The sequence below is a fragment of the Streptomyces zhihengii genome (assembly GCF_016919245.1).
Lineage (GTDB): Bacteria > Actinomycetota > Actinomycetes > Streptomycetales > Streptomycetaceae > Streptomyces > Streptomyces zhihengii.
The window spans coordinates 2,242,063-2,268,394 of record NZ_JAFEJA010000001.1; the positions used below are offsets into that span (position 1 = coordinate 2,242,063).

Annotated in this window: 25 protein-coding genes; 6 read left to right on the top strand and 19 right to left on the bottom strand. The window is 72.7% G+C overall.

What is annotated here, in order from left to right; genetic code table 11:
* Positions 1–94: 94 nt before the first annotated feature.
* From JE024_RS09115 to JE024_RS09130, 4 genes are all read right to left on the bottom strand, one after another.
* Positions 95–1,426, bottom strand: coding sequence for a Cmx/CmrA family chloramphenicol efflux MFS transporter (locus JE024_RS09115; RefSeq protein WP_205373101.1), 1,332 nt, complete (start codon positions 1,424–1,426; stop codon positions 95–97).
* Positions 1,427–1,764: 338 nt separating this feature from the next.
* A complete protein-coding gene (locus tag JE024_RS09120; RefSeq protein WP_244882721.1) occupies positions 1,765–2,229 on the bottom strand; it encodes an SUKH-4 family immunity protein in 465 nt (154 codons plus the stop codon).
* Between the two features lie 203 nt (positions 2,230–2,432).
* Entirely contained in the window at positions 2,433–3,767 is a 1,335-nt protein-coding gene (locus tag JE024_RS09125; protein ID WP_205373102.1) for a class I SAM-dependent RNA methyltransferase, read from the bottom strand.
* Between the two features lie 370 nt (positions 3,768–4,137).
* Positions 4,138–6,186, bottom strand: coding sequence for an APC family permease (locus JE024_RS09130; protein WP_205373103.1), 2,049 nt, complete (start codon positions 6,184–6,186; stop codon positions 4,138–4,140).
* 205 nt (positions 6,187–6,391) lie between these two features.
* On the opposite strand from JE024_RS09130, the gene JE024_RS09135 reads away from it, so the two are divergent.
* Together JE024_RS09135 and JE024_RS09140 are read left to right on the top strand one after the other, a co-directional pair.
* Entirely contained in the window at positions 6,392–7,060 is a 669-nt protein-coding gene (locus JE024_RS09135) for a potassium channel family protein (RefSeq protein WP_205373104.1), read from the top strand.
* Positions 7,060–7,728, top strand: coding sequence for a potassium channel family protein (locus JE024_RS09140; RefSeq protein WP_147988520.1), 669 nt, complete (start codon positions 7,060–7,062; stop codon positions 7,726–7,728). Before JE024_RS09135 ends, JE024_RS09140 begins: the two co-directional genes overlap by 1 nt.
* 150 nt (positions 7,729–7,878) lie before the next feature.
* Here the strand turns inward: JE024_RS09140 and JE024_RS09145 are convergent, their stop codons facing one another.
* From JE024_RS09145 to JE024_RS09180, 8 genes are all read right to left on the bottom strand, one after another.
* Positions 7,879–8,634 (bottom strand): DUF3159 domain-containing protein, encoded by a 756-nt coding sequence (locus JE024_RS09145; RefSeq protein ID WP_205373105.1) that lies wholly within the window; start codon positions 8,632–8,634, stop codon positions 7,879–7,881.
* A gap of 3 nt (positions 8,635–8,637) precedes the next feature.
* Entirely contained in the window at positions 8,638–9,063 is a 426-nt protein-coding gene (locus JE024_RS09150; protein ID WP_205373106.1) for an OB-fold nucleic acid binding domain-containing protein, read from the bottom strand.
* Between the two features lie 33 nt (positions 9,064–9,096).
* Positions 9,097–9,783, bottom strand: a complete 687-nt coding sequence (locus tag JE024_RS09155) for a response regulator (protein ID WP_147988517.1) — start codon at positions 9,781–9,783, stop codon at positions 9,097–9,099.
* Between the two features lie 104 nt (positions 9,784–9,887).
* On the bottom strand, positions 9,888–12,434 hold the full coding sequence (locus JE024_RS09160; protein ID WP_205373107.1) for a DUF4118 domain-containing protein: 2,547 nt from the start codon (positions 12,432–12,434) through the stop codon (positions 9,888–9,890).
* Between the two features lie 291 nt (positions 12,435–12,725).
* Complete coding sequence (locus JE024_RS09165) at positions 12,726–13,454, bottom strand: ABC transporter ATP-binding protein (protein WP_205373108.1); 729 nt, start codon at positions 13,452–13,454, stop codon at positions 12,726–12,728.
* Between the two features lie 230 nt (positions 13,455–13,684).
* The gene (locus JE024_RS09170) at positions 13,685–14,458 is read right to left on the bottom strand and encodes a DUF3710 domain-containing protein (RefSeq protein ID WP_205373109.1); all 774 of its coding nucleotides are present in this window, start codon (positions 14,456–14,458) and stop codon (positions 13,685–13,687) included.
* A 1-nt stretch (position 14,459) separates the two neighbouring features.
* Complete coding sequence (gene dut, locus JE024_RS09175) at positions 14,460–14,972, bottom strand: dUTP diphosphatase (RefSeq protein ID WP_187742796.1); 513 nt, start codon at positions 14,970–14,972, stop codon at positions 14,460–14,462.
* A complete protein-coding gene (locus JE024_RS09180) occupies positions 14,972–15,604 on the bottom strand; it encodes a PaaI family thioesterase (RefSeq protein WP_355654269.1) in 633 nt (210 codons plus the stop codon). The genes dut and JE024_RS09180 overlap by 1 nt, the downstream gene beginning before the upstream one ends.
* A gap of 58 nt (positions 15,605–15,662) precedes the next feature.
* Here JE024_RS09180 and JE024_RS09185 point away from each other — a divergent pair, with 58 nt between their 5' ends.
* Entirely contained in the window at positions 15,663–16,130 is a 468-nt protein-coding gene (locus tag JE024_RS09185; RefSeq protein WP_205373111.1) for a DUF3093 domain-containing protein, read from the top strand.
* 127 nt (positions 16,131–16,257) lie between these two features.
* Here the strand turns inward: JE024_RS09185 and JE024_RS09190 are convergent, their stop codons facing one another.
* The 4 genes from JE024_RS09190 to JE024_RS09205 form a co-directional block, all read right to left on the bottom strand.
* A complete protein-coding gene (locus JE024_RS09190) occupies positions 16,258–17,250 on the bottom strand; it encodes a hypothetical protein (RefSeq protein WP_205373112.1) in 993 nt (330 codons plus the stop codon).
* Positions 17,251–17,263: 13 nt separating this feature from the next.
* On the bottom strand, positions 17,264–17,560 hold the full coding sequence (locus JE024_RS09195) for a DUF4193 domain-containing protein (RefSeq protein ID WP_147988512.1): 297 nt from the start codon (positions 17,558–17,560) through the stop codon (positions 17,264–17,266).
* Positions 17,561–17,942: 382 nt separating this feature from the next.
* A complete protein-coding gene (locus JE024_RS09200; protein WP_205373113.1) occupies positions 17,943–19,181 on the bottom strand; it encodes a sensor histidine kinase in 1,239 nt (412 codons plus the stop codon).
* A gap of 5 nt (positions 19,182–19,186) precedes the next feature.
* Complete coding sequence (locus tag JE024_RS09205; RefSeq protein WP_147988510.1) at positions 19,187–19,840, bottom strand: response regulator transcription factor; 654 nt, start codon at positions 19,838–19,840, stop codon at positions 19,187–19,189.
* A gap of 323 nt (positions 19,841–20,163) precedes the next feature.
* On the opposite strand from JE024_RS09205, the gene JE024_RS09210 reads away from it, so the two are divergent.
* Complete coding sequence (locus JE024_RS09210) at positions 20,164–20,331, top strand: hypothetical protein (protein ID WP_187742792.1); 168 nt, start codon at positions 20,164–20,166, stop codon at positions 20,329–20,331.
* A 221-nt stretch (positions 20,332–20,552) separates the two neighbouring features.
* Here JE024_RS09210 and JE024_RS09215 read toward each other — a convergent pair whose 3' ends face one another.
* Complete coding sequence (locus tag JE024_RS09215; RefSeq protein ID WP_205373114.1) at positions 20,553–21,353, bottom strand: inositol monophosphatase family protein; 801 nt, start codon at positions 21,351–21,353, stop codon at positions 20,553–20,555.
* A 20-nt stretch (positions 21,354–21,373) separates the two neighbouring features.
* Complete coding sequence (locus JE024_RS09220) at positions 21,374–22,501, bottom strand: ferrochelatase (protein ID WP_205373115.1); 1,128 nt, start codon at positions 22,499–22,501, stop codon at positions 21,374–21,376.
* Between the two features lie 167 nt (positions 22,502–22,668).
* Here JE024_RS09220 and JE024_RS09225 point away from each other — a divergent pair, with 167 nt between their 5' ends.
* Together JE024_RS09225 and JE024_RS09230 are read left to right on the top strand one after the other, a co-directional pair.
* Complete coding sequence (locus tag JE024_RS09225) at positions 22,669–23,928, top strand: MFS transporter (protein ID WP_205373116.1); 1,260 nt, start codon at positions 22,669–22,671, stop codon at positions 23,926–23,928.
* Positions 23,897–25,207, top strand: a complete 1,311-nt coding sequence (locus JE024_RS09230; RefSeq protein ID WP_205376462.1) for a D-arabinono-1,4-lactone oxidase — start codon at positions 23,897–23,899, stop codon at positions 25,205–25,207. The genes JE024_RS09225 and JE024_RS09230 overlap by 32 nt, the downstream gene beginning before the upstream one ends.
* 13 nt (positions 25,208–25,220) lie before the next feature.
* Here the strand turns inward: JE024_RS09230 and JE024_RS09235 are convergent, their stop codons facing one another.
* Entirely contained in the window at positions 25,221–26,093 is an 873-nt protein-coding gene (locus tag JE024_RS09235) for a hypothetical protein (RefSeq protein WP_244882724.1), read from the bottom strand.
* Positions 26,094–26,332: the final 239 nt, after the last annotated feature.

Below are 26,332 nucleotides of genomic sequence, written 5' to 3' on the forward strand. Positions count from 1 at the left end.
ATGGCATGCGCCGGACCCCGAACGGGCAGAGAGGAATGCTGTTCCCGGACGGCGCGTGCCGGGCGGGCTGCCTCGCCGAAGGTCTCCTCGCGGGTCACGAGGCACTGCTCGCACCACCCCGGGCCGGGGGCCGCGCGCCGGGGATGTCCGGTGCACCGGTGGTCGGCCGACCGGTGACCTCCTGCGCGGCCGTGCCCGCCGGAGCACTCGTGGGCTCGGACGGGCGGGCCGCCCGGTTGCGGGCCATCGTGCGCTCGGCCAGGACGACCGGGAGGGTGACGGCGGCCAGCCCCGCGCCCAGCCACGGGATCGAGGTGAGGCCGGCACCGGTGCCGAGCGCCGTCCCGGCGAGGACGGGAACCACGCTGATGCCGAGCTGGAACATGGAGACGGCCGTCGCCCCGGCGAGAGTCGGAGCGCCGGATGCGACGCTGAACACCCGTCCGTAGAGCGCCGGGTTGAGGACGAAACCGGCGATGCCCAGGAGCAGCACCAGAGGGACGACGGCCACCGCGTGATCGGCGAGGAGCGCGAGCAGCACGGAGCAGACGAGGATCCCGCCGGCTCCGGTGAGCAGGGCGCCGTGGGGGCGTCCGTCGGCGAACCGGCCGCCGACGGAGAGGCCGGTGAAGGCCCCGATGCCGAAGAGGACGAGTATGCCGGGCACCCACACCGGGTCGACACCGGTGATGTCCGTGAGGAAGGCCGCGAGGTAGTTGTACGAGATCATGTACGCGGCGGTGCTGAGCAGGGTCGCGGCGTACACCACCCACAGTTGCGGCTGCCGCATCGTCCGCAGTTCGCGCTGCACGCTCGGCTCCTGCGCGGCCTTGGTGGCGGGCACGGCGACGACCGTGGCGACCGCGCTCGTCACCGTCAGCGCGACCACCGCCCAGAACCCGCCCTGCCAGCCGGTGAAGTGGCTGAGGAAGGCACCGGCCGGGCCGCCGGCGACCATCGCGATGCTGAGGCCGCTGACCACCGCGCCGGATGCCCGGGCGGTGCGGTCGGGGGTGACCAGGGAGATCGCGGTGACCGCGGCGACGGCCCAGAACCCGGCGTACGCCAGGCCGGTCACGAAGCGGGTGACCAGCAGCAGGGCGAACTCGTCGGTCAGCAGACCCACGGCCACGCCGGCGGCGAACACCGCCTGGGAGACCACCAGAGTGGTCCGGCGCGGCCGGCGCAGCGTCAGGACGGCCGACGTCGGCCCGCCGATCACCACCCCGAAGGCGAAGGCCGAGATGAGGGCACCGGCGGAAGAGAGCGAGATGTCGAGGTCGTCGGCGACGTCCGGAAGGACACCGGCGAGCAGGAACTCCGCGCTGCCCATCGCGAACAGGCTGAACGCGAGCAGATGGACGGCGAGGGGAAGCCTTCCGCCGGCCGCCGGAGCGGTGGCTTCCTGGCCGGTCCGGACGCTCATCGGCAACCACCGCCCACCCGCGTGCCCGCGGTCCCCGTGGTCGGGGCCGGGTGCGGGACTGCGAGGTGAACGGGAAGCGGGGGAACGCGTCGCACAGCCACGGGGGCGGCCAGAGACATGAGGGGACTCCTCGTCGAGACGGTTCGGGCATACGGAGCAGGGCGGTCGCGCGCCGGTCTGACGACTGCGGCGGCCCGCCCGATCACGGTGATCACCAGTGGCCTCATGCTGGGACCGAACTCCGCGTCGCGACAACACTTGTTGCCGAAACGGGAACGCTCCGGCGATCCGCGGGCTGCGCGGGATCGCTTCCCAAGCCCTGAATCCGTCGACCGCGGTCAGTGGAGCCGGCGGTCCAGGAGCCCTGGCCAGAGGAACCCCTCGTAGCCGTCGAAGGCCGCCGGATCGATCTCCTTCAGCTCCTCGGCCAGCCGGTCCGACTCGGCGACGGCCCGCTCTTCCTCGTCTTCCGAGAGGTACTCCTCGGGGCCCTCCGGCTCGCCGAGGAGTTCCGAGGCTGTGACGCGACTGCCGTAACGGTGCAGGACGTCGAGCCCCACACCGACACCCGAGTCCGCGAAGACCGCCTCCCCGTCCGGCAGGACGAAGTAGACGGCCCCGGCTTCCGGCTCGACGCCGAACGACGACCGCTCGGCCTGATCACCGGGCTCCGCATGCTCGGTGAGACGGTAGAGCGGGCCCCGGGACGTGAGCAGGGCCGGCTCGGCCTCGCTCTGTATCCCGACCCGTCCGATGAGGCGCGGGGCCGCCGGGATGTCCACCTGGACGAGCCGCGCCTTCATGAGCCCCGGGATCCGCCGGCCGGCCACAACGTCCCGTCCGGCTCGCGTCACCTGCCCGGACGCCGGCCCACCCGGTCAGCTGGTCGAACGTCGCCATCGCACGCCCTCTTCCGCTTCCGTCGGCTGAGGCCCGGCCCCCTGTCGAGCCGGTCTCAGGACACGGCCCGGCCGCGCGTGCGGGACAGCCCGTGCGACACCCCGGGTCAGGCGTCGTTCTTGACCGGCTCCAGAATCGCCACGCACTCCACGTGATGCGTCATCGGGAACAGGTCGAACGCCCGCAGCGTGCGCGGCTTGTAGCCCGACTCCGCGAAGTAGGCGATGTCGCGCGCCAGGGCCGCCGGGTCGCACGCGACGTACGCGATGCGGCGGGCGCCGAGCGAGGCGAGGTGGCGGACGGTCTGCTTGCCGGCGCCCGCGCGGGGCGGGTCGAGGACGATGAGGTCCACGCTGTCGATGCCGGTGCGCGGCAGGACCGCGTCGACCTTGCCGTGCTCGATGCGGACGCGGTCGAACTGCTGGAGGTTGTGGCGGGCGTCCTCCACCGCGCGCTTGCCGGTCTCGATGCCGAGGACCGCGCCCTTGTCGCCGACGCGGTCGGCGAGGGCGCCCGCGAAGAGGCCGACGCCGCAGTAGAGGTCGAGGGCCATGTCGCCCTTGCGGGGCAGCAGACCCTGCATCACGGCGCGCATGAGGGTGTCGGCGGCCTGCGGGTGGACCTGCCAGAAGCCGCCGTTGCCCACGCGGTGGGTGCGCTCGTCGGCGCGCTCGCGGACGAAGGCGCGGCCGTGCACCCGGTGGACGCCGCCGTCCTTCTCGTCGACGCGGAGCACCGAGACGGGCTTGTCGAGCTCGACGAGCGGCAGCCGGGCGCCCGGGCGCGGGGTCAGGATGACCTGGCGGTCGCTGGAGCCGGAGGCGGCGATGGCCTCGACGGTCTCCATGCCCTCCCAGAGGCGCTCCTCGATGCCGAGCTCGCTGACGCCCTCCGCGGCGATCATGCAGTGCTCGATCGGCTCGACCTCGTGGGAGCGGTGGCGGCGCAGGCCGACGTGGCCGGCCTCGTCGATCGCGTACTGGACCCGGGTGCGCCACTGCGGGACCTGGCCGGCGGGCAGCTTGTCGCCCTCGGCCGGCATGACGGTGCCGTCCCAGCCGGCTTCCTCGGGGGTGAGGCCCGCGAGCCGCTGGAGCTGCTCGGCGATGACCTCGCCCTTGAAGCGGCGCTGCGCCCCCGGCTTGGCGTGCTGCCAGTCGCAGCCGCCGCACCTGCCCGGCCCGGAGAACGGGCAGGGGGCCTCGACGCGGTCCTTGGATGCCTCGATGATCGTGACGGCGTCGGCGCGCAGGAAGCGGGAGCCCTCGTCGCCCTCGGTGACCCGGGCGACGACCTTCTCGCCGGGCAGCGTGTGCCGGACGAACAGGACGCGGCCCTCGTCGGTGCGGGCGATGCAGTGGCCGCCGTGCGCGACGGGCCCGACCTCGACCTCGTACTCCTCCCCGACCAGCGACGGCGACGTCTCGGGTGCGTTCTGCATGAGGGGGTGACTCCAGTGATCGGGGGCGGCCGCGGACGGTGGGGATCGTGGGGACGACCCGCGCGCGGACAACGACCCACCAGTCTACGTCCGCCCCGGGGTGCTTCCGACCGCTGTGCGCACGCGCCGGGCTGAGCGTGTTTCCGACGGCCCGGACGCGGGCCGCCCGCCAGTTTTCCGACGGCCCGGGCACGGGCCGCCCGTCAGCCTTCCGAGCGCCACGCGTACACGTACGGCCCGCCCCAGCGTGCCTCCAGACGCCGTCCGCCGTCCGCGCCGTCCGTCGGCCGCCGTCCGCACGGGCGCCCGTCCCCGAAAGCGCTCCGGCGCACCCCGGAGAGCACCCCCCGCCCCCGCGCAGGCCGCCGCCTCACGACTTGCCGCTGTGCTCCTTCTGCCTGCGGTCGACCGGGCCCCGCCGCACCGACCCGGGCGCGTCCCAGTCGGCACGCCTGCGGGCCCGCTTCCTGGCGGCCTCGGAGGATTCGAGCTGGTAGGGCACGGAGGTCACCATCACACCGGCGGTGAACAGCAGCCGCCCCTTGAGGCGCAGCGCGCTCTGGTTGTGGAGGAGGTGCTCGTACCAGTGGCCGACCACGTACTCGGGGATGATCACGCTGACCGCGTCACGCGGGCTCTCGCGGCGCAGGCCCTTGACGTACTCGATGATCGGCCGGGTGATCTCGCGGTAGGGCGAGTCGAGGATCTTCAGCGGCACGTTGATGCCGCGCCGCTCCCATTCGTCGCGCAGCGCCTTGGTCTCCACCGGGTCGACGTTGATGCTGACGGCCTCCAGCTTGTCGGAGCGCATCAGCTGGGCGTACGAGAGGGCGCGCAGGGTGGGGCGGTGGACCTTGGAGACGAGGACGATGGAGTGCACCCGGGAGGGGCGCACGGTGTCGTCGCTCGGCTCGTCGGGGGCGGCGATCTCCTCGGCGACGCGGTCGTAGTGGCGGCGGATCGCGGTCATGGTGCCGAAGAAGATGACCATGCCGAGCAGGGCGACCCAGGCGCCGTGGGTGAACTTGGTCGCGAGCACGACCACCAGCACCAGGCCGGTGAAGAAGGCGCCGAAGGTGTTGATCGCGCGGGAGCGGATCATGTGGCGCCGCTTGGCCTTGTCGCGTTCGGTGCGCAGGTGCCGGTTCCAGTGCCGGACCATGCCGGTCTGGCTGAGGGTGAAGGAGACGAAGACGCCGACGATGTAGAGCTGGATCAGCTTGGTGGAGTCGGCTCCGTAGGCCCAGACCAGCAGGACGGCGGCGCCGGAGAGCAGCACGATGCCGTTGGAGAAGGCGAGGCGGTCGCCGCGGGTGTGGAGCTGGCGCGGCAGGTAGCGGTCCTGGGCAAGAATCGAGCCGAGCAGCGGGAAGCCGTTGTAGGCCGTGTTCGCGGCGAGGAACAGCACCAGCGCGGTGGCGGCGGCGAGCAGGACGAAGAAAAAGGTGCCGTCGCCGAAGACGGCGGCCGCGACCTGGGAGATCACCGGGTGCTGGACGTAGTCGGAGCCGACCGGGACGCCGTTGCTGATCAGGTCCTTCGCCGGGTTCTCGGCCATCTTGACGTCGGTGGCCATGGCGAGCCCGATGATGCCGCAGAACATGGTGACGGCGAGGGTGCCCATCAGCAGCAGGGTGGTGGCGGCGTTACGGCTCTTGGGCTTGCGGAAGGCGGGGACGCCGTTGCTGATCGCTTCCACACCGGTGAGCGCGGCGCATCCGGAGGAGAAGGCGCGCAGCAGCAGGAAGAAGAGCGCGAAGCCGGCGAGTCCGCCGTGTTCCGGCTTGATCTCGTAGTCGGCGGTCGGCGCGCGCATGCTCTCGTCGAGGACGAGTCCCTGGTAGGCGCCCCAGATGATCATGACGAAGACGCCGAAGACGAAGACGTACGTGGGAATCGCGAAGAGCTTGCCCGACTCCTTCACCCCGCGCAGGTTCATCAGCGTGAGCAGCACGATTATCACGATGGCGCTGAGCACCTTGTGCTCGACGACGAACGGGACGGCCGAGCCCAGGTTCTCCACGCCGGAGGAGATCGACACGGCGACGGTCAGCACGTAGTCGACGAGCAGGGCGCTGGCGACGGTGAGTCCGGCCTTGGGCCCGAGGTTGGTGGTGGCGACCTCGTAGTCCCCGCCGCCGCTGGGGTAGGCGTGGACGTTCTGGCGGTACGAGGCGACGACGGTGAACATCAGCACCACGACCGCGACGGCGATCCAGGGACTGAAGTGGTACGCCGACAGACCTGCGATGGACAGGACCAGCAGTACTTCGCCGGGTGCGTACGCCACGGAGGAGAGCGGGTCGGAGGCGAAGACGGGAAGTGCGATGCGCTTGGGGAGAAGGGTCTCGCCAAGTCTGTCGCTGCGCAGCGCCCGGCCGATCAGAATCCGTTTGGGCAGGTCGGTCAGTTTGGACACGCAGAGGATCGTAAGCGTTCGAAATGCGCCGACCGCACACACCATGCGGGCCTTAACGGAATCCTGTTGCGTCTTAGCGGAATGTCATCTCGCCATGACACAGCGGTCCACGGTATGACCGCGCGTGGTTGGCTGGGGTCGTGGTCTGAGACCCTGTAGGGCCTTGACAGCGAGATGAGACCAAGAGACAGCCGGAAGGACGGTCGTGCACATCGTCATCATGGGTTGCGGGCGAGTGGGAGCCGCTCTCGCGCAGACCCTGGAGCAGCAGGGGCACACGGTCGCCGTCGTCGACCAGGACCCCACGGCCTTCCGCCGCCTGGGATCGGGGTTCGGCGGTCGCCGCGTCACCGGTGTCGGCTTCGACCAGGACACCCTGCGCGAGGCGGGCATCGAGGAGGCCGGCGCGTTCGCGGCGGTCAGCAGCGGCGACAACTCCAACATCATCGCGGCCCGGGTGGCCCGCGAGATGTTCGGCATCGAGAACGTCGCCGCCCGTATCTACGACCCGCGCCGGGCCGAGGTGTACCAGCGCCTCGGCATCCCGACGGTCGCGACCGTCCGGTGGACCGCCGACCAGATGCTGCGCCGGCTGCTGCCGTCGGGCGCGGAGCCGCTGTGGCGGGATCCGAGCGGGACGGTCGAGCTGGCCGAGGTGCACACCTCGCCGGCGTGGATCGGCCACAAGATCAGCCGTCTCCAGGAGGAGACGGGGGTGCGGGTGGCGTTCCTCACCCGGTTGGGTGAAGCGGTGCTGCCGACGTCGCAGACCGTGCTCCAGGAGGGCGACCTCGTGCACGTGATGCTGCGCACCGACGAGATCGGAAAGGTCGAGGCGGCGTTCGCCGAGGGCCCCGAGGAGGGCGGTCACTGATGCGGGTCGCTATTGCGGGCGCCGGCGCGGTGGGTCGTTCCATCGCCGCCGAGCTGCTGGAGAACGGGCACGAGGTGCTCCTGATCGACAAGGCGCCGACCGCGATCTCGGTGGAGCGGGTGCCGCAGGCCGAGTGGCTGCTGGCCGACGCGTGCGAGATCACCTCGCTCGACGAGGCCGCCCTGCAGCGGTGCAACGTGGTGATCGCGGCGACCGGTGACGACAAGGTCAACCTGGTCGTCTCGCTGCTCGCGAAGACCGAGTACGGGGTGCCGCGGGTGGTGTCCCGGGTGAACAACCCGAAGAACGAGTGGCTGTTCAACGAGTCCTGGGGCGTGGACGTCGCCGTCTCGACGCCGCGGCTGATGTCCGCGCTGGTCGAGGAGGCGGTGAGCGTCGGCGACCTGGTCCGGCTGCTCCGTTTCAGCCACGGCGACGCGAACCTCGTCGAGCTCACGCTGCCGCCGGAGTCGGCCCTCGCGGGCACCCGGGTCGGGGAGGTGGACTGGCCGCAGGACACCTCGCTGGTCACGATCATCCGCGGTTCCCGGGTACTGACGCCGAGCGTGGAGGAGTCGCTGGAGGCCGGCGACGAGCTGCTCTTCGTCGCGGCCCAGGCCCGTGAGGAGCAGCTGGAGGACCTGCTGTCGGTCCGCCGCGAGTCCTGAGCACAGGGGGGCGCCCCCGAGTACAGGACGCCCGCGCGTCCCGTGCTCGGGCCGCCCGCACGTCCCCGAGCACGGGACGCCTCGCAGCGAAGGGCCCGGAACCGTGACCGGTTCCGGGCCCCCTCGATGTACGGCGTGTACGCGGTACGTCTACTGCACGGTGTCCTGCCGGGCCGCGGCCTTGCGGGCCTCCTCGGCGCGCTCCTCGGCCTCCATCTCGGCGAACACGTCGATCGGCGCCGGCGCCTTGGCCAGGAAGACCCAGGTCAGCCAGACGGCGAGCAGGAACGGCGGGATCTTCAGCGCGACCAGCACCCAGCCGAGCTGGGTGGTGTCGGCCCACCAGTAGAGCGGGAAGAGGATCGCGCACTTGGCGAGGAGGATCAGCCCCCACGCGTAGCTGGCCTTGGTGTACGCCTTCTTGCGGCCGGGGTTGCGGGTGCGCCAGGAGAGGTTCTCCTTGAAGACCGGCCCGAGGATCAGCCCGATCAGCGGGACGCCCGCGGCGGCGGTGACGAGGTACGCCGTCGCCAGGCCCAGCGTGTAGAGCATGCCCGGCAGGTAGAAGTCCTTGGCGTCGCCGGTCATCATCGCGAAGACGACACCGAAGCCGACGCCGAAGACGCCGCTGAAGGCGTGCTTGACGGTGTCCCTGCGGATCAGCCGGACGGCGACCAGCGCCAGCGAGACCGCGACCGCCGCGATCGCCGACATCTGCAGGTTCTTGTTGACGGTGTAGATCGTGACGAAGAGCAGGCCCGGCAGGACCGTCTCCACCATGCCGCGCACGCCGCCGAACGCCTCGAACAGCGCCGCCTCCGTGACTGCCCTGGAGTCGGCCGGGTCACCCGGGTCGCCCGGCTGCTGATCGTTGGTCGTGGGGGTCGGCTTGTCTGCGGACGTCACCGGCTACTCCTGTCCGAGCGGTCGGAGTTCGTATTTGGGATTGAACAGCACCCGGCGGCCGTGGCTCATCGAGATCCGGCCCGAGGCGATCAGTCGCCGTCCCGGTTCGATGCCGACGATGGAACGGCGGCCGAGCCAGACGACGTCCAGCGGGGCGGTGCCGTCGAAGAGCTCCGCCTCCAGCGCCGGCACCCCGGCCCGCGGCCGCAGGGTCACCGTGCGCAAGGTACCAGTGACCCGGACGATCGCGCGGTCGTCGCAGTCGCAGATCCGGGTGCACCCGGAGGCCTGGGTGTCCTCCTGGAGCTCCTCCGACTCGAGGTCCTGCTGCGAGGACGCGAGCCGGTCGAACATGCGGCGGAAGCGGCCGGCCGGTCTGACCGCCCTCTCGTCGCGCGCCGCCTTCTCGGAGCGGGGTGTTGCACTCATACGGAAAGCGTACCGGCCCCCCTCAGGGACGCATCAACGTTCGAAGCGGTAGCCCATGCCCGGCTCGGTGACGAAGTGGCGGGGGTGCGAGGGGTCGGCCTCCAGCTTGCGGCGGAGCTGCGCCATGTACACGCGCAGATAGTTGGTCTCGGTGCCGTACGAGGGGCCCCAGACCTCCTGGAGGAGCTGCTTCTGGCTGACCAGCCGGCCGGTGTTGCGGACCAGGACCTCCAGCAGGTGCCACTCGGTGGGGGTGAGCCGCACGTCGCGTCCGTCGCGGTGCACCTTCTTCGCGGCGAGGTCGACGGTGAAGGACGCGGTGTCCACGCTCACCACGTCGTCGTCGCCCCCGCCGACGGGCTCGGCCCGGCGCACGGCGGCCCGCAGCCGGGCGAGCAGCTCGTCCATGCCGAAGGGCTTGGTGACGTAGTCGTCGGCGCCGGCGTCGAGCGCCTCCACCTTCTCGTCGGAGGAGTGGCGGGCGGAGAGCACCAGGATGGGCACCCTGGTCCAGCCGCGGAGGCCCCTGATCACCTCGACGCCGTCCATGTCGGGCAGCCCGAGGTCGAGCACGACGACGTCGGGATGGCGGGCGGCCGCGAGTTCGAGGGCGGTGGCGCCGTCGTGGGCCGAGTCCACCTCGTACTTGCGCGCCTTCAGGTTGATCACGAGGGCGCGCACGATCTGCGGCTCGTCGTCGACCACGAGCACCCGGGTCATGACCGGTCCGCCTTTCTGCCGTGCGGGATGGGACTGGGGAGTGGGCTGGGGATCGGGCTGCGGCCGCGGCCGGCCGTCGGGGACGGGCGGCGGTGGCCGGAGGGTCATGAGGTCGCCTCCGCCGGCATCTCGGCGGACGTCCCGGGCCGCGGGCCCGGCGCCGCGCCGAGGGTCAGCACCATCGTCATGCCGCCGCCGGGGGTGTCCTCGGCGCTGAGCGTGCCGCCCATCGCCTCGACGAAGCCGCGCGCCACCGCCAGCCCCAGACCGACGCCCGCGCCGCGCGGGGCGTCGCCGACCCGCTGGAACGGCTCGAAGATCCGTTCCTTGGCGTCGTCGGGGACGCCGCTGCCGCGGTCCACCACGCGCAGTTCGACCCGGTCGCCGAGGGTGCTGGCCGCGACGACGACCGGGGTGCCGTCGGGGGTGTACTTGACGGCGTTCTCGACGATGTTGGCGACGGCCCGCTCCAGCAGGCCCCGGTCCACGGCCACCATCGGCAGCGTCTCGGGGATGTCGAGGCCGACGCTCTCCGGCGGGACGCCCGCGAGGGCGAGCGGGATGACCTCGTCCAGGCTGGTCTGGCGGATCAGCGGGGTGACGGTGCCGGTCTGGAGCCGGGACATGTCGAGGAGGTTGCCCACCAGGTGGTCGAGCCGGTCGGCGCCCTCCTCGATGCCGGCGAGGAGTTCGGCCTCGTCCGCCTCGGACCAGGCGACGTCGTCGGAGCGGAGCGAGGTGACGGCGGCCTTGATGCCGGCCAGCGGGGTGCGCAGGTCGTGGCTGACGGCGGCGAGCAGCGCGGTCCGTATCCGGTTGCCCTCCGCGAGCGCGCGGGCCGCCTCCGCCTCCCCCACCAGCCGCTGGCGGTCCAGGACGACGGCCGCCTGGGCGGCGAACGCGGCGAGCACCCGGCGGTCCTCGGCGGGCAGCACCCGGCCCGACAGGGCGAGCGCCATGTGGTCGCCCACGGGCATGTCCACGTCGGCGTCGTCGGGCCGGGCGGCGGGGGCGGGGCCGACACTGGCGGTGCAGGTCCAGGGGTCTATGTCGCCGGCGCGCTCCAGCAGGGCGACCGACTCCATGGCGAACGTCTCGCGGACCCGTTCCAGCAGGGCGTCGAGCGCGGCCTCGCCGCGCAGCACGCTGCCCGCGAGGAAGGAGAGGATCTCCGACTCGGCGCGCAGCCGGGCCGCCTGATGGGTGCGGCGGGCGGCCAGGTCGACGACGGACGCGACGGCCACCGCGACGGCGAAGAAGATCACCAGGGCGACGAGGTTCTGCGGTTCGGCGATGTCCAGGGTGTGGCGCGGCGGGGTGAAGTAGTAGTTCAGCAGCAGCGACCCCGCGGCGGCGGAGGCGAGCGCCGGCCGCAGACCGCCCAGCAGGGCGGCCAGCACGGTCAGGAAGAGGAAGAGCAGGACGTCGTTGGCGAGCCCCGGTCCGTCCTCGACGCTCAGCAGCACCAGCGTGAGCAGCACGGGCGCGGCGACACCGACGAGCCAGGCCGCGATCGTGCGGCTGCGGCCGATCCGGGCGCCGCGGTTCCCGGGCAGTCCGCGCCCCTTGCCCGCCTCGTCGTGGGTGACGATGTGGACGTCCAGGTCGGGGCCCGAGTCCTGGGCCACCGTCGCGCCCACACCGGGGCCGAAGAGGTACTGCCAGGACCGTCGGCGGCTGGAGCCGAGGACGATCTGGGTGGCGTTCACGCCGCGGGCGAAGTCGAGCAGCGAGGACGGTATGTCGTCGCCGATCACATGGTGGAAGGTGCCTCCGAGGTCCTCGACCAGGGTGCGCTGGACGGTCAGTTCCTTCGGGGACGCCGAGGTCAGGCCGTCGCTGCGGGCTATGTACACGGCGAGGATCTCGCCGCCTGCGCCCTTGGCCGCCATCCGCGCGGCCCGCCGGATCAGCGTGCGGCCCTCGGGGCCGCCGGTGAGACCGACGACGATGCGCTCCCGGGCCTGCCAGGTGGAGCGGATGTTGTGCTCGCCCCGGTACTGCTGGAGGTACTCGTCGACGCGGTCGGCGAGCCAGAGCAGGGCCAGCTCGCGCAGGGCGGTGAGGTTGCCGGGGCGGAAGTAGTTGGAGAGGGCGGCGTCCACCTTGTCCGGCTGGTAGATGTTGCCGTGCGCCATCCGGCGGCGCAGCGCCTGCGGCGCCATGTCGACGAGCTCGATCTGGTCGGCCCGGCGGACCACCTCGTCGGGCACGGTCTCCCGCTGCCGGACCCCGGTGATCGAGTGGACGACGTCGCCGAGTGATTCGAGGTGCTGGATGTTGACGGTGGTGATGACGTCGACACCCGCGGCGAGGAGCTCCTCGACGTCCTGCCAGCGCTTGGCGTTGCGCGAGCCGGGGACGTTGGTGTGGGCGAGTTCGTCGACCAGCGCGACGGCGGGCTGCCGGGCGAGGACGGCGTCGACGTCCATCTCGGTGAACTGCGCGCCACGGTGCGTCAGCTCCCGGCGCCGCACCTGTTCCAGCCCGTGCAGCAGCACCTCGGTGCGGGGCCGGCCGTGGTGCTCCACGTACCCGACGACGCAGTCCGTGCCGCGCTCGGCGCGCCGGTGCGCCTCGGAGAGCATCGCGTAGGTCTTGCCGACTCCGGGCGCCGCGCCCAAATAGATCCGAAGCTTGCCGCGTCCCATGGCCCCATTGTCATCTCTGTGCCGCGCACCCACCGGCGGCTCCCGCCGCCGCCGCGCGCAGCGTCGACCCTACGTCCGCGAGGTGGCCGGAACGGGCCGAGCGGGCCCCTCGGGGTCCGTATTGACGGGATTCTGACGCCGCGCGGCGCCGCGCGGCGTCGGAAGACGCCTGGTGGGGCGGGGCGTGACGCCGGGTGGGGCCGGCGAGCGCCCGCCCCGGGGCGGGGCCGGCGGCGGGGGTGGGGGGGTGGCTGTTGGGGTGGTGGCCCCGGCCGCCCCGGGCGGGCGGGGTCAGTGTTCGACGATCTCGCCGTCGCGGAGCTCCAGGACGCGGTCGGCCAGGTCCAGGAGCTGGGCGTCATGGGTGGCGACCAGGGCGGTGACGCCCTCGCTGCGGACCACGGCGCGCAGCAGTTCCATCACCGCGAGGCCGGTCTCGGCGTCGAGCTGGCCGGTGGGCTCGTCGGCGATCAGCAGCGCGGGACGGTTGGCCAGCGCGCGGGCGATGGCCACGCGCTGCTGCTGGCCTCCGGAGAGCTCGCCGGGCCGCTGGGCCGCGTGGTCGGCGAGGCCCACGAGCGCGAGCATCAGCGCGACCCGCTCCTCGCGGACACGCGGCTCCGTCCTGCGCAGGCGCAGCGGGACGCCGACGTTCTCCGCGGCGCTGAGGATGGGGATCAGGCCGAAGGACTGGAAGATGAAGCCGATGCGGTCGCGGCGCAGTTCCAGCAGACCGCTCTCGCCGAGGCCGGCGAGTTCGGTGCCGTCGACGGTGATGCTCCCGCCGTCGGGCGAGTCCAGACCGCCGACGAGGTTGAGCAAGGTGGTCTTGCCGGAGCCGGAGCGGCCCTTGAGGGCGACGAGCTCGCCGCGGGGTATCTCGAAGGAGACCCCGCGCAGCGCGTGCACGGCCGCGGCCCCGCTGCCGAAGGACCGGCGCAGGCCGCTCACCCGCACCATCGGGCCGTCGCCCGGCTCCATGACGGCGGTGCCTGCGTGCTCGCTGTTGCTCTCGGTCATGCCGAGTCCCCCCAAAGCTGCCGGCGCGGTGTGCCGGCGGTGTGTGCCGGATCGGTGTGGCCACAGTATGTGCAGGGGCCATACGGCCGGGCAACGGCCGGGACGGCCGCCACGCGACGACGGCACACCACGACGGCGGGACGGCGGCACACGACGGCGGGCGGGGCGCGCCCGTGCCCGGGTGCGCCCCGCCCGCCGTGCCGGCCGGCCCGGGGCCGGCCGTGGATCCGTCAGCGGACCTCGGTGATCTCCGGGCCGCGCTGGAGCTGGCCCATGCCGCCGGAGAAGCGGGAGCCCTCCTGCTCGGTCTGCTGGACACCCTCGGGCACCATCTGCGCGTCGTCCGGCAGCTTGAGGACGATCGGGTCGCGCGGCGCCATCGGGCCGTCGCCGCGCACCACGACGGTGTCGCGGAAGATCTGCTCCAGCAGCCCGGCGGCCTGCGGCTGCACCGCGCCCTGTCCGGAGATCACTCCGCGCAGGAACCAGCGGGGGCCGTCGACGCCGACGAAGCGCACGAGCTGCACGCCGCCCTTGCCGTCGGGGAGCTGCACGGGCACCTGCGCCCGCAGCTCCCAGCCGAGCGGGCCCTCGACCTCGTCGATGATGCCGCCCTGCTGAGTGATGCCGGTGGCGATCTCCTCGCGGACCTCGCCCCAGATGCCTTCCTTCTTGGGCGCGGCGAACGCCTGGAGCTGTACGGCGCTGTCGCGCAGCACGACCGTGGCCGCCACGATCGCGTCGCCGGCGACCTCGACCCGCAGCTCCATGCCCTCGACCCCGGGCACGAACATGCCGCCCAGGTCGACCCGGCCCTCGCCGGGCCGGGAGACCTCGGAGGCGTCCCAGGGTCCGTCGGGCCGCGGGGCCGGCGGGAGGTTCACCCGACGGGACTCCCCGGCGTCCTCGCCGAGCTCGGCGGACTCGTCGGCGACTCGCTCGGCCTCGCCCGTTGCGTCCGCCGCGTCCTCGGCGGAACCACTCTTCTTGCGACGTCCGAACACGTCACTGTCCTTCCCGGTCGGATACGACCGAAGCGTATCGATTCCCACCCGTAGAGCCGTCCACGGCGGCATGACCGCCGGTGGACCCGAAGCCCCCCTCGGCCCGCGCGGAGCCGGGAAGCTCCGCCACCTCGTGGAAGCGCACCTTCTCGACCTGCTGGACGACCAGTTGGGCAATCCGGTCGAACCGTTCGAACCGTACGGTCTCGCGCGGGTCGAGGTTGACCACGATCACCTTGATCTCCCCACGGTACCCGGCATCAACCGTCCCTGGGGCATTCACGAGTGCCACTCCGCAGCGGGCGGCCAGCCCCGAGCGGGGGTGCACGAACGCCGCGTACCCGTCGGGCAGGGCGATGGAGACGCCGGTGGGCAGCACGGCGCGCTCGCCGGGGGCCAGCTCGGCAGCCTCGCACGTCATGAGATCGGCCCCGGCGTCGCCGGGGTGACCGTAGGACGGCAGGGGGACCTCGGGGTCCACGCGGCGGATGAGGACGTCGACGGGCTCGCGCATCAGGGGTTCACCTCGAAGGCGCGGGCACGGCGCACCTGGTCCGGGTCGGCCATGGCCGCGCGGATCTCCTCGGGCCGGCCGTTGTCGATGAAGTGGTCGACCTTGACCTCGATGAACAGCGCCGACGCGCGTACCGCGACGGGTCCCTCGGGGGAGCCGATGCGGCCGACGGCCGAGGAGTAGATCTTGCGTCCGGCGACGGCGGTGACCTCGGCGTCCAGGTGCAGCACGGTGCCGACGGGCACGGGCCGGACGAAGTCGGTCTCCAGCTTGCCGGTGACGGCGATGACGCGCAGCAGCCAGCTCAGCGAGCCGAGGGTCTCGTCCAGGGCCGTGGCGAGGACTCCGCCGTGGGCCAGTCCGGGGGCGCCCTGGTGGGCGGCCTTGACGGTGAACTCCGCCGTCACCCGCACGCCGTCCTGGGCCCGCGCCTCCAGGTGGAGGCCGTGCTGCTGTTCCCCGCCGCAGCCGAAGCACTGGCCGTAGTGCGCGCCGAGGAGCTCGCCGGGGGCCGGCGCCTCGGGGTGGCGGACGGGCGCCGTGGCGTCGGCGGGCGGGGTCAGGGCCGGGGAGCCGGTCGGGGGGCCGGACGAGGGGCCGCCACTCGCCCCTCGGGTGTTCTCGTTGGTCACAGGCGCAGACCTTACCCGCGCGGCTGTCCGGCGGTCGCGCCGTGCCAAGCTTGGATCCATGCAGCCTTCCGCCCCGCAGTACTCAGAACGTCTCACCGCGCCCCGTTCGTGGTGGGTCGTCACCGCCCTCTTCGGGATCTCCGGCGGTCTCGTCACGCTTCCGCTGGGGACGCTGCCCATGCTGGGCGGCCTGATCGGGGCGGCGGCGCTGGCGGGTGCGGTGGTCAGCGCCTACGGCTCGGCCCGGATCCGGGTGGTGGCCGGCTCGCTGGTCGCGGGCGACGCCCGGGTGCCCGCCGCGGCGCTGGGCGAGGCCGAGGTGCTCGACGCCGAGGAGGCGCGGGCCTGGCGGTCGTACAAGGCGGACCCCCGCGCGTTCATGCTGCTGCGCAGCTATGTGCCGACGGCGGTGCGGATCGAGGTGACGGATCCGGCGGACCCGACGCCGTACCTCTACGTGTCGACGCGGCACCCCGAGGAGCTGGCGGCGGCACTGGCCGCGGTCCGGACGTCCGAGGCCGCCTGAGCGGCGTCCCGGGCCGCCCGGGCCGGGGCACCGGGCCGGTCGCGGCCGGGGTGCGCCCGTGCGCGGGGCGTGGCGGGGGCGTGTGGCGGGTTCGGCCGGGCGCCGTGCGCTCCGGACGGACGCGGGCTCAGTGCCGGGGCGGCAGCGGGCGGCGGCCCTCCAGCAGTTCCCGGGGCAGCGCGTCCGCGGGCTGGTCCAGGGCGGGGAGGCCCTCCAGCGCTTCCCAGGGCACCTGGCGTCTGCGCAGGTCGGCCCGGATGTGGTCGGCCAGCTTGCGGGTGTCCCGGCGGTTCATCACGGCCCCGACGGCCGCGCCGACCATAAACGGGATCAGGTTCGGCAGATTGCGCACCATGCGCTTCATGATCTGCTGGCGGAGCTGGCGCTTGAAGTGGGAGCCCATCGACATGTCGTACGTCGAGGGCTTGGTCACGTCGATGCCGCGCTCGGTCGACCAGGAGTTGAGGTAGGCGACGCTGCGGTCCTTGAGGTTGCCCGGCGGGCGCAGGCCGTAGACCTCGTGCAGTTCGGCGATGAGCTTCAGCTCGATCGCGCCGACCCCGACCACCTCGGCGGCGAGTTCGGTCGGCATGGCCGGCGGTACCGGCATCATCGCGGCGGCGCCGATGCCGGCACCGACCGTGGAGGTGGCGTTGGCCGCCCCCGAGACGAGCTTGTCGGCGAGCTGCTCGGGGCCGAGCCCCGGGAACTGCCGGCGCAGCGTCGCGAGGTCCCGTACGGGGACGCGCGGCGCGTTCTCGATGAGCCGGTCGGCGAGGTGGCCCAGGGCCGCCTTGGCGCCTTCCCGTGTGCGGACGAACCCGGTGCGTGCGCCCCGTCCCGTCCGTGTCAGTCCGGCCATGGCACCGGCGCTGCCTCTGGCGACGCCGTGACGTACGGCATCGAGGCGCCGGGCCCTGGCCGGAGGTTCTGCCGGGTGCGCTGCTTCGAGCGAGGTCCCGGGGCCTCGCTCCGCGTCACCCGTGCCGTACGGCAGCAGGGCGTCCTGCTGCCCGTCGGACGGTGTTTCGCCCGACGGGGTGCCCTGACCGGCCTGGTGCGCCTCCGACGGCTTCTGACGCCGGAAGCGCCGCTTCCTGGACGGTTTCCCGGCTGCCACTGGCGACCGGTCCTCAGTCGCAGTCGCGGCAGATCGGCTGGCCGTTCTTCTCGCGCGCCAGCTGGCTGCGGTGGTGCACGAGGAAGCAGCTCATGCAGGTGAACTCGTCGGCCTGCTTGGGCAGGACCCGGACGGCGAGCTCCTCGTTGGACAGGTCGGCTCCGGGGAGCTCCATGCCCTCGGCGGCGTCGAACTCGTCGACGTCGACGTTCGAGGTGGACTTGTCGTTCCTCCGGGCCTTCAGTTCCTCAAGGCTGTCCGAATCGACGTCGTCGTCGGTCTTGCGTGGGGTGTCGTAATCCGTTGCCATGTCGCTCTCCCCCTCTGGGTGTATGCGGTGTCTCCAGCGCACGTAACGCGCGAGAGGCCGGACTTGTGCCCGACCTGAGGCGGAGATTTTGCCTCACATCAAGGTCTGTTACTCAATCGACACCCAGCCGGACCTCCCGAGGGTGATCGGGCCGGGTGGCGACGGTGACCGTACACGGTCCGGCGGACCGGGTTCACGGGCGCCACCCCGTGTACTTCCCGTGCTCACAGCCCCCGAAAACTCGGGCTTTTTCCGGCTTTCCCGGGGCGGTGACGATCACGGAGAGTAGATCAGGTGTCCTGCGGTCCTGTGAGCGATCACACACGGACTTCCCGGGTGTCGATCCCGAAAATTCCGCTTAAAGCGAACGCCGTCCAGGATGTCAGGTCGGCAGCGTGACGCGCATCACAAGGCCGCCTCCTTCGCGGGGCTCCGCGATGATACGTCCACCGTGCGCCCTCGCCACGGAACGCGCGATGGACAGGCCCAGGCCGACGCCCTTGTCGCTGCCCGTACGCTCCTGCCGCAGCCTTCTGAACGGCTCGAAGAGGTTGTCCACCTCGTAAGCGGGAACCACTGGTCCTGTGTTCGAGACGACCAGCACGGCCTCGCCCTGCCGGATCTCCGTCGACACCTCGACCCAGCCGTCCTCGGCAACGTTGTAGCGCACGGCGTTCTGCACGAGGTTGAGCGCGATGCGCTCCAGCAGGACGCCGTTGCCCTGCACGACCGCCGGACCGCGCTCCCCGCGCACCTCCACGCCCAGCGCCTCCGCCTCGGCGCGCACCTGGTCGATGGCGCGCGAGGCGACCTCGGCGAGGTCGACGGGCTTGCGCTCCACGATCTGGTTGTCGCTGCGCGCCAGCAGCAGCAGGCCCTCCACGAGCTGCTCGCTGCGCTCGTTGGTGGCCAGCAGCGTCTTGCCGAGCTGCTGGAGCTCCACCGGCGCCCCCGGGTCCGAGAGATGCACCTCCAGCAGCGTGCGGTTGATCGCGAGCGGGGTGCGCAGCTCGTGCGAGGCGTTCGCCACGAAGCGCTGCTGCGCGGTGAACGCCCGCTCCAGCCGGTCGAGCATCTCGTCGAAGGTGTCCGCGAGCTCCTTGAGCTCGTCGTCCGGCCCGTCGAGCTCGATCCGGCGGGTGAGGTCGGATCCGGCCACCTGCCGGGCGGTGCGGGTGATGCGGCCCAGCGGCGACAGCACCCGGCCCGCCATGGCGTAGCCGAAGGCGAAGGCGATGATGCTCAGGCCCAGCAGCGCGAAGAGCGACCGGCGCAGCAGATCGTCCAGCGCGAGCTCGCGCTGGTGCGCGAAGCAGGACTTCAGCGCCGCGTTCGCCTGGTCCGCGGAGAGGCCGGCCCGCAGCGCCTCGCAGGAGTTGTCGGTCAGCTCGATCTTGCTGTCGGGCAGCAGCCGGAACGGCAGCTCGCTGATGTTGTGCAGGGCCTGCGCGGTGAACAGGTAGATGATCGACAGCAGCAGGATGCCCGCGATCAGGAACATCCCGCCGTAGAGCAGGGTGAGCCTTATCCGGATGGTGGGGCGCAGCCAGGGCTGCACCGGGTCCCTCGGGTCCCACGTCGGCTTCGGAGGCGCCTCGGGAGGCGCGGGTACGGCGGCCACGCGGATCAGATCCGGTAGCCCGAGCCGGGCACGGTGACGATCACCGGCGGCTCGCCGAGCTTGCGGCGCAGGGTCATGACCGTCACGCGCACCACGTTGGTGAAGGGATCGGTGTTCTCGTCCCATGCCTTCTCCAGGAGCTGCTCGGCCGAGACCACGGCCCCCTCGCTGCGCATCAGGACCTCCAGCACGGCGAACTCCTTGGGGGCGAGCTGGATCTCCCGGCCGTCCCGGAACACCTCGCGGCGGTTCGGGTCGAGCTTGATCCCGGCACGCTCCAGGACCGGGGGCAGCGGCACGGTGGTACGCCGGCCGAGCGCCCGCACCCGTGCGGTGAGCTCGGTGAAGGCGAAAGGCTTGGGCAGGTAGTCGTCCGCGCCGAGCTCCAGCCCCTCGACGCGGTCGCTGACGTCACCGGAGGCGGTGAGCATCAGCACCCGGGTCGGCATGCCCAGCTCCACCACCCGGCGGCAGACGTCGTCGCCGTGCACGAGCGGGAGGTCGCGGTCGAGCACCACCACGTCGTAGTCGTTGACGCCGATGCGCTCCAGGGCGGCGGCACCGTCGTACACGACGTCGACGGCCATGGCCTCCCGGCGCAGCCCGGTGGCCACCGCATCCGCGAGCAGCTGCTCGTCCTCGACGACGAGTACGCGCACGTCGCTTTCCTTCCCTTGTGCCCGCCACGCCGGACAGGACCGAGTCTCCGCACTGGTTGTGCGGGTCCCATCCTGCCCGTTACGCGCGTAAACCGGCGGTAAGGCGGAGGCGGGTGGGCAGGGGCCCGGGAATGCGCCGGATTGGCCCGGCGGTTGAGGTTTCCATGAGGTAACGCCTGGGGATGACGTCTGAACACCCCACGATCACGCCTTGTATGTGGCGCAGTACGACCTGTTCCAGGGTTGATCACCCGCCTCTCGCCCCGCGAGGGGGACCCCATAGGCACACCCCCGTGCCAACGACCTAGCCGAGGGGGCGCATCATGGACGCTTTCACCACAGGACTTCTGCAGCGCATAAAGGCCGCCGAGTCCGACCTGACGATGGCCCGCGAGACCGGCGACGACTTCCTGGCGGACGTCGAGCAGGCCGAGCTGGAGGACCTGCACCGCCTGGCCGCCGAGCACGGTGTGCGGGTGACCGCGGCCTGACGCTTCCGCCGGACCGCGAGGCTCCGCACCCCGCCCCGCGGCCGGCAGGACCCGACGGCCGGCCCACCGCCGCGCACCCGTGACGACACGGAAGCCCCGACGCCGTATCCCCGGCGCCGGGGCTTTCGTCCGCCGTGCCACCCGCCGCGGGACGGGACGGGCTTGCGGTGCACCGGGGCGCGGGCCTCCGCCGGGGCCGGGCGCGCCCGGGTGCCCCGGGGTCAGTCGTGCCAGGCGCCCAGTTCCTCCAGCAGCGCCTGGAGGGGTTCGAAGACCCCGGGCGAGGCCGCGACCGTGAGGTCGCCGGACGGCGGCTCGCCGGGGCGTCCGCCGGTCAGCGCGCCGGCCTCGCGGGCGATCAGGTCGCCGGCCGCCAGGTCCCAGGGGCTCAGGCCCCGCTCGTAGTAGCCGTCGAGCCGCCCAGCCGCGACGTCCGACAGGTCGATCGCCGCGGAGCCGCTGCGGCGGATGTCGCGCAGCCGGGGGATCAGCCGCTGCGCCACGTCGGCCTGGTGGGTGCGGACGGTGTGGACGTAGTTGAAGCCGGTGGACACCAGGGCCTGGTCCAGCGGCGGAGCCGGGCGGCAGCGCAGCGGCCGGTCGCCGAGGCGGGCCCCGCCGCCCCGCACGGCGTGGAAGGTCTCGCCCCGCATCGGGGCCTCGACGACGCCGACGACCGTCTCGCCGTCGATCTCCGCCGCGATGGACACCGCCCAGGTCGGCAGCCCGTAGAGGTAGTTCACGGTGCCGTCCAGGGGGTCGATGACCCAGCGCACACCGCTGGTGCCGTCGCGCGAGGCGCCCTCCTCGCCGAGGAAGCCGTCGTCCGGCCGGTGGTCCTCCAGATAGCCGGTGATCAGCTTCTCGGCCGCGATGTCCATCTCGGTGACGACGTCGATCGGGCTGGACTTGGTGCGGGCGACCGCGAGGTCGTCCGGCCTGCCGTCCCGCAGCAGCGCGCCGGCCCGGTGGGCCGCTTCGAGGGCGAGGGTGAGCAGTTCGGATGTCCGCTCGTCGGTCACGGGGGTCTCCTTCGGGCGATTCACGCGTACGGGCTGTCGGCTCCGGCGGCCGCGGGGCGGGGGGCCCGTGCGGGGCAGCAGCCGACCGGGCAGAGGTCGTGGCTCGCGCCGAGGGAGCCGAGGGCGCAGCGTTCGGCGTCGATGCCGCGTTCGGAGGCGGCGCGTTCCAGGAGCAGGTCGCGGACGGCGGCGGCGAAGCGGGGGTCGGCGCCGACGGTGGCGGAGCGGCGGATTGGCAGGCCCAGTTCGGCGGCCTTGGCGGTGGCCTCGGTGTCGAGGTCGTAGAGGACTTCCATGTGGTCGGAGACGAAGCCGATGGGGACCATGACGGCGGCCGGCGCCCCGGCCGTGTGCAGCGCTTCGAGGTGGTCGCAGATGTCCGGCTCCAGCCACGGGATGTGGGGGGCGCCGCTGCGGGACTGGTAGACGAGTTCCCAGGGGTGGTCGATGCCCGTCTCGTCGCGGACCGCGCCGGCCACGAGCCGGGCGACCTCCAGGTGCTGGCGGACGTAGGCGCCGCCGTCGCCGTGCTCGCCGGCGGGCCCCGAGGCGTCGGCCGCCGCGGTGGGGATGGAGTGGGTGGTGAACGCCAGGTGCGCGCCCGCCCTGATCTCCTCGGGCAGCTCCGCGAGCGAGGCGAGGACGCCCTCGGTCATCGGGCGGACGAAGCCCGGGTGGTTGAAGTAGTGGCGCAGCTTGTCCACACGCGGCGGGTGCAGGCCCTCCGCGCGCAGCGCGGCGATCGCGTCGGCGAGGTTCTCCCGGTACTGGCGGCAGCCGGAGTAGGACGCGTACGCGCTGGTCGCCAGGACCGCCACCCGCCGGTGCCCGGCCTCCGTCATCTCCCGCAGCGTGTCGGTCAGGTACGGGGCCCAGTTCCGGTTGCCCCAGTACACCGGCAGGCCGAGCCCGTGGCCCGCGAAGTCCTCCCGCAGCGCGTCCAGCAGCGCCCGGTTCTGGGCGTTGATGGGGCTGACCCCGCCGAACAGGAAGTAGTGCTGCCCCACCTCCTTCAGGCGCTCCGTGGGGATGCCCCGGCCACGGGTCACGTTCTCGAGGAACGGGACGACGTCGTCGGGACCTTCGGGACCGCCGAAGGACAGCAGCAGAAGGGCGTCGTAGGGCGCTGGATCACGCAGATCGGACATGGGGACGATCCTGCCACCCCGGTCCGGGCGGTGCCGATAAGGCCCCCGGCGGCGCGGGGCGCGGACCCTCGCGGCAGGTACCGGGGCAGCGGGGAAACCCCCGTGCATCCGAGGACATCCTGCGCGTAATCTGTGAAGGCTGCCCTTACGCCTTACCGGAGTCCCCCTTGCCCAGTCCGTACCGCGCGATCTTCGCCACCCCCGGCACCCTGGGGTTCTCCGCCGCCGGCCTCCTCGGCCGGATGCCCCTGTCCATGATGGGCATCGGCATCATGACGATGGTCTCCGAGATCACCGGCCGCTACGGGCTGGCGGGGACGCTGACCGCGACGCTGGCCCTGTCGGCCGCGGTCCTCGGCCCGCAGATCTCCCGGCTGGTCGACCGGCACGGGCAGCGCAGGGTGCTGCGTCCGGCCACGCTGATCGCGCTGTTCGCGGTCACCGGCCTGCTGATCTGCGCGCAGCAGGGCGCCCCCGACTGGACCTTGTTCGTCTTCACGGCGATGGGCGGCTGCGTGCCGAGCGTCGGGGCGATGACCCGCGCCCGGTGGGCGGCGATCTACCAGGGGCGTCCGCGCGAGCTGCACACCGCGTACTCGTTCGAGTCGATCGTGGACGAGGTCTGCTTCATCTTCGGGCCCATCATCTCCATCGGTCTGTCGACGATGTGGTTCCCCGAGGCCGGCCCGCTGCTGGCGGCCGGCTTCCTGGCGGTGGGCGTCTGGTGGCTGACCGCGCAGCGCTCCACCGAGCCGAAGCCGCATCCGGCAGAGCACCACACCGGCGGCTCGGCGCTGCGCTCCCCCGGACTCCAGGTGCTGGTGGCCGCGTTCGTCGCGACGGGCGCGATCTTCGGCGCGGTGGACGTGGTGACGGTCGCGTACGCCGAGGAGGTGGGCAGCAAGGCGGCGGCGAGCTGGGTGCTCGCGGTCTACGCGCTGGGCTCCTGCCTCGCCGGGGCCGTCTTCGGCCTGCTGCACCTCAAGGGCGACCCGTCCCGCAGGTGGCTGCTGGGCATCTGCGCCATGGCCGTGAGTATGATCCCCCTCCAACTGGCCGGGAGCCTGCCTTTCCTGGCCGTGGCGCTCTTTGTCGCGGGTCTCGCCATCGCACCGACGATGGTGACCACCATGGCCCTCGTCGAAGCGCACGTGCCACGCAGCAAGCTGACCGAGGGCATGTCCTGGACCAGTACCGGGCTCGCGGTCGGCGTGGCTCTCGGTTCGTCGGCCGCCGGCTGGGTGGTCGACGCGCACGGAGCGGCGGCGGGGTACGCGGTGCCCGGGGTCTCGGGAGTGTTCGCGGCACTGGTGGCGTTCCTGGGGTACCGCCGGCTGCGCAGGCCGGTGCCGACGCGGGAGGGGCAGCGTGAGCAGGACCGCGAGCAGGCCGAGCATTCCGGGGACCGGACGGAGCACGTGGCGTAACTGGGCGGGGACGGTCTCCGTGACCCCGGTCCGCGAGGCGCGTCCGGCGTCCGTCGGCGAGCTGGCCGAGGAGGTGCGCCGGGCCGCCGAGGACGGTCTGCGGGTCAAGACCGTCGGCACGGGGCACTCGTTCACGGCGGTGGCCGCCACCGACGGGGTGCTGATACGCCCGGACCTGCTCACCGGCATCCGCCGTGTCGACCGGTCGGCGATGACGGTCACGGTGGAGTCCGGCACTCCGCTGAAGCGGCTGAACGAGGCCCTCGCCCGCGAGGGCCTGTCGCTCACCAACATGGGCGACATCATGGAGCAGACCGTCGCCGGCGCGACGTCCACCGGGACCCACGGCACGGGCCGGGATTCGGCCTCGATCGCCGCCCAGATCAAGGGCCTGGAGCTGGTCACGGCGGACGGTTCGGTGCTCAGCTGCTCCGAGACGGAGAACCCCGAGGTCTTCGCGGCCGCCCGGATCGGCCTGGGTGCGCTGGGCGTGGTCTCGGCGATCACGTTCGCCGTGGAGCCGGAGTTCCTGCTGACGGCCCGCGAGGAGCCGATGCCGTTCGACCGGGTCCTCGCCGAGTTCGACGCCCTGCACGCGGAGAACGAGCACTTCGAGTTCTACTGGTTCCCGCACACGGGCAACTGCAACACCAAGCGCAACAACCGCAGCGCGGGCCCCGCGGCGCCTCCCGGCCGGGTCAGCGGCTGGGTCGAGGACGAGCTGCTCTCCAACGGCGCCTTCCAGGTCGCCTGTTCCCTGGGCCGGGCCGTGCCCGCCGCGGTCCCCGCGATCGCCCGCCTCTCCAGCCGGGCCCTGTCCGCGCGGACGTACACGGACATCCCCTACAAGGTCTTCACATCTCCGCGCCGCGTGCGGTTCGTGGAGATGGAGTACGCCGTTCCGCGTGAGGCCGCGGTCGCCGCGCTGCGCGAGGTGCGGGCGATGGTGGAACGCTCCCCGCTGCGGATCAGCTTCCCGGTCGAGGTGCGCACCGCGCCCGCGGACGACATCGCGCTCTCCACGGCGTCCGGCCGGGAGACCGCGTACATCGCGGTGCACATGTACCGGGGCACGCCCTACCGCGGGTACTTCTCGGCGGTGGAGCGGATCATGACCGCCCACGGCGGCCGCCCCCACTGGGGCAAGATCCACACCAGGGACGCCGCGTATCTGGCCGAGAACTACCCGCGGTTCGGGGAGTTCACGGCGCTGCGCGACCGCCTCGATCCCGGCCGCCTCTTCCAGAACGCCTATCTGCGCAGGGTCCTGGGCGACTGAACGGCTCCGCCCGTCACCCGCTGCCGGTGGACGCGGAGGGTCCGGGGGTGTCCCCGTCGGCGGGGGCGCCGCTTCCGGAGGGGTCGGGCGCGGGGGCGGTGGCCTCCGGGGACTGCTCGGCCGGAGGGCTCGGGGCCGGGGTGCCGGCGCCGTCGGGCGAGGCGCTGCCGGAGGGGTCCGCCGAGGTGTCCCCGTCGCCGGGCGCGGAGCCGTCCTCGCCGCCGGAGCCCTCCCCGGTGCCCGCCGAGGGCGTGGGTGACGGGTCGGCCGTGCCGCGATCGCGGTCCTCGCCGTCCCGCCGGTCGCCCGCCGGGTCCGTGGGTTCGGAGCGGCGGTCGTCCCCACCGGTGCCGCCCGGGCGGAACGCCGAGCCGACCGTGGTGCCCGCGCCGCCGCCGAGTTCCTGGCCGGCCGCCACCTCGTAGACGGTGATCCCGCCCATGGCGACGCCGAAGACCACGGCCGCCGCGGCGACCGGGCGCTTCCAGCCCCGCCGCCGGGTGCCGTAGGTGCGCGGGGCGCCGAACTCCCCCTCGCGGGGCGCCTTCCCGTCACCGTCGGGGGTCGGTGCGGCGGCGGGCAGGGACGGCGCGGGGGCGGGGCCGACGGCCCGCGCCTGGGCGGTGGCCTCCCGGAGCTGCTCGCCGGTCCGCTTGAAGACGTGCTGGAGCAGCGGACCGCCGCAGGTGGCCACGACGCTGACCACCCCGGCGCCGACGATCGTCCCGTAGACGCCGAGTTGGGAGGCGAGGATCGCGGCGGTCACGGCGGCGAGGACGCTGCCGGCGACCTGAGGCACGCTCAGCTCGATCCGCCGTCCCGCCGTCGCCTCCCGCTCGTCGGCCCGTTCTCCGTGATTCGTCCCGTCATCCGGCTTCTGTCGCATCTCCGGCCTCTGTCCGCCCATCTGTCCTTCGTGCACCAACTAGTGACAGTTGGGCGAAGCCGATAGTTCCGCTTCCGCCGATTCTGTGAAGCACAACACCCGGTCAGAGGCGTTACGGGTCCCGACCCCGCATCGCCGGGGAGAAGTTCGGCGGCGCGGCAGTCCACCCCGATGGCCCGAATGGAGTACTGTGGCGAACCCTGGGCACGATCGCTTTTGTGGCGATCGGACCCCAGGTA

Excerpts from the sequence above, each read along its gene's own strand:
- JE024_RS09115 (WP_205373101.1), bottom strand. The coding sequence starts at position 1,426 with ATGAGCGTCCGGACCGGCCAGGAAGCCACCGCTCCGGCGGCCGGCGGA.
- JE024_RS09120 (WP_244882721.1), bottom strand. The coding sequence starts at position 2,229 with ATGAAGGCGCGGCTCGTCCAGGTGGACATCCCGGCGGCCCCGCGCCTC.
- JE024_RS09125 (WP_205373102.1), bottom strand. The coding sequence starts at position 3,767 with ATGCAGAACGCACCCGAGACGTCGCCGTCGCTGGTCGGGGAGGAGTAC.
- JE024_RS09140 (WP_147988520.1), top strand. The coding sequence starts at position 7,060 with ATGCGGGTCGCTATTGCGGGCGCCGGCGCGGTGGGTCGTTCCATCGCC.
- JE024_RS09150 (WP_205373106.1), bottom strand. The coding sequence starts at position 9,063 with ATGAGTGCAACACCCCGCTCCGAGAAGGCGGCGCGCGACGAGAGGGCG.
- JE024_RS09155 (WP_147988517.1), bottom strand. The coding sequence starts at position 9,783 with ATGACCCGGGTGCTCGTGGTCGACGACGAGCCGCAGATCGTGCGCGCC.
- JE024_RS09160 (WP_205373107.1), bottom strand. The coding sequence starts at position 12,434 with ATGGGACGCGGCAAGCTTCGGATCTATTTGGGCGCGGCGCCCGGAGTC.
- JE024_RS09165 (WP_205373108.1), bottom strand. The coding sequence starts at position 13,454 with ATGACCGAGAGCAACAGCGAGCACGCAGGCACCGCCGTCATGGAGCCG.
- dut (WP_187742796.1), bottom strand. The coding sequence starts at position 14,972 with ATGCGCGAGCCCGTCGACGTCCTCATCCGCCGCGTGGACCCCGAGGTC.
- JE024_RS09185 (WP_205373111.1), top strand. The coding sequence starts at position 15,663 with ATGCAGCCTTCCGCCCCGCAGTACTCAGAACGTCTCACCGCGCCCCGT.
- JE024_RS09195 (WP_147988512.1), bottom strand. The coding sequence starts at position 17,560 with ATGGCAACGGATTACGACACCCCACGCAAGACCGACGACGACGTCGAT.
- JE024_RS09210 (WP_187742792.1), top strand. The coding sequence starts at position 20,164 with ATGGACGCTTTCACCACAGGACTTCTGCAGCGCATAAAGGCCGCCGAG.
- JE024_RS09220 (WP_205373115.1), bottom strand. The coding sequence starts at position 22,501 with ATGTCCGATCTGCGTGATCCAGCGCCCTACGACGCCCTTCTGCTGCTG.
- JE024_RS09235 (WP_244882724.1), bottom strand. The coding sequence starts at position 26,093 with ATGCGACAGAAGCCGGATGACGGGACGAATCACGGAGAACGGGCCGAC.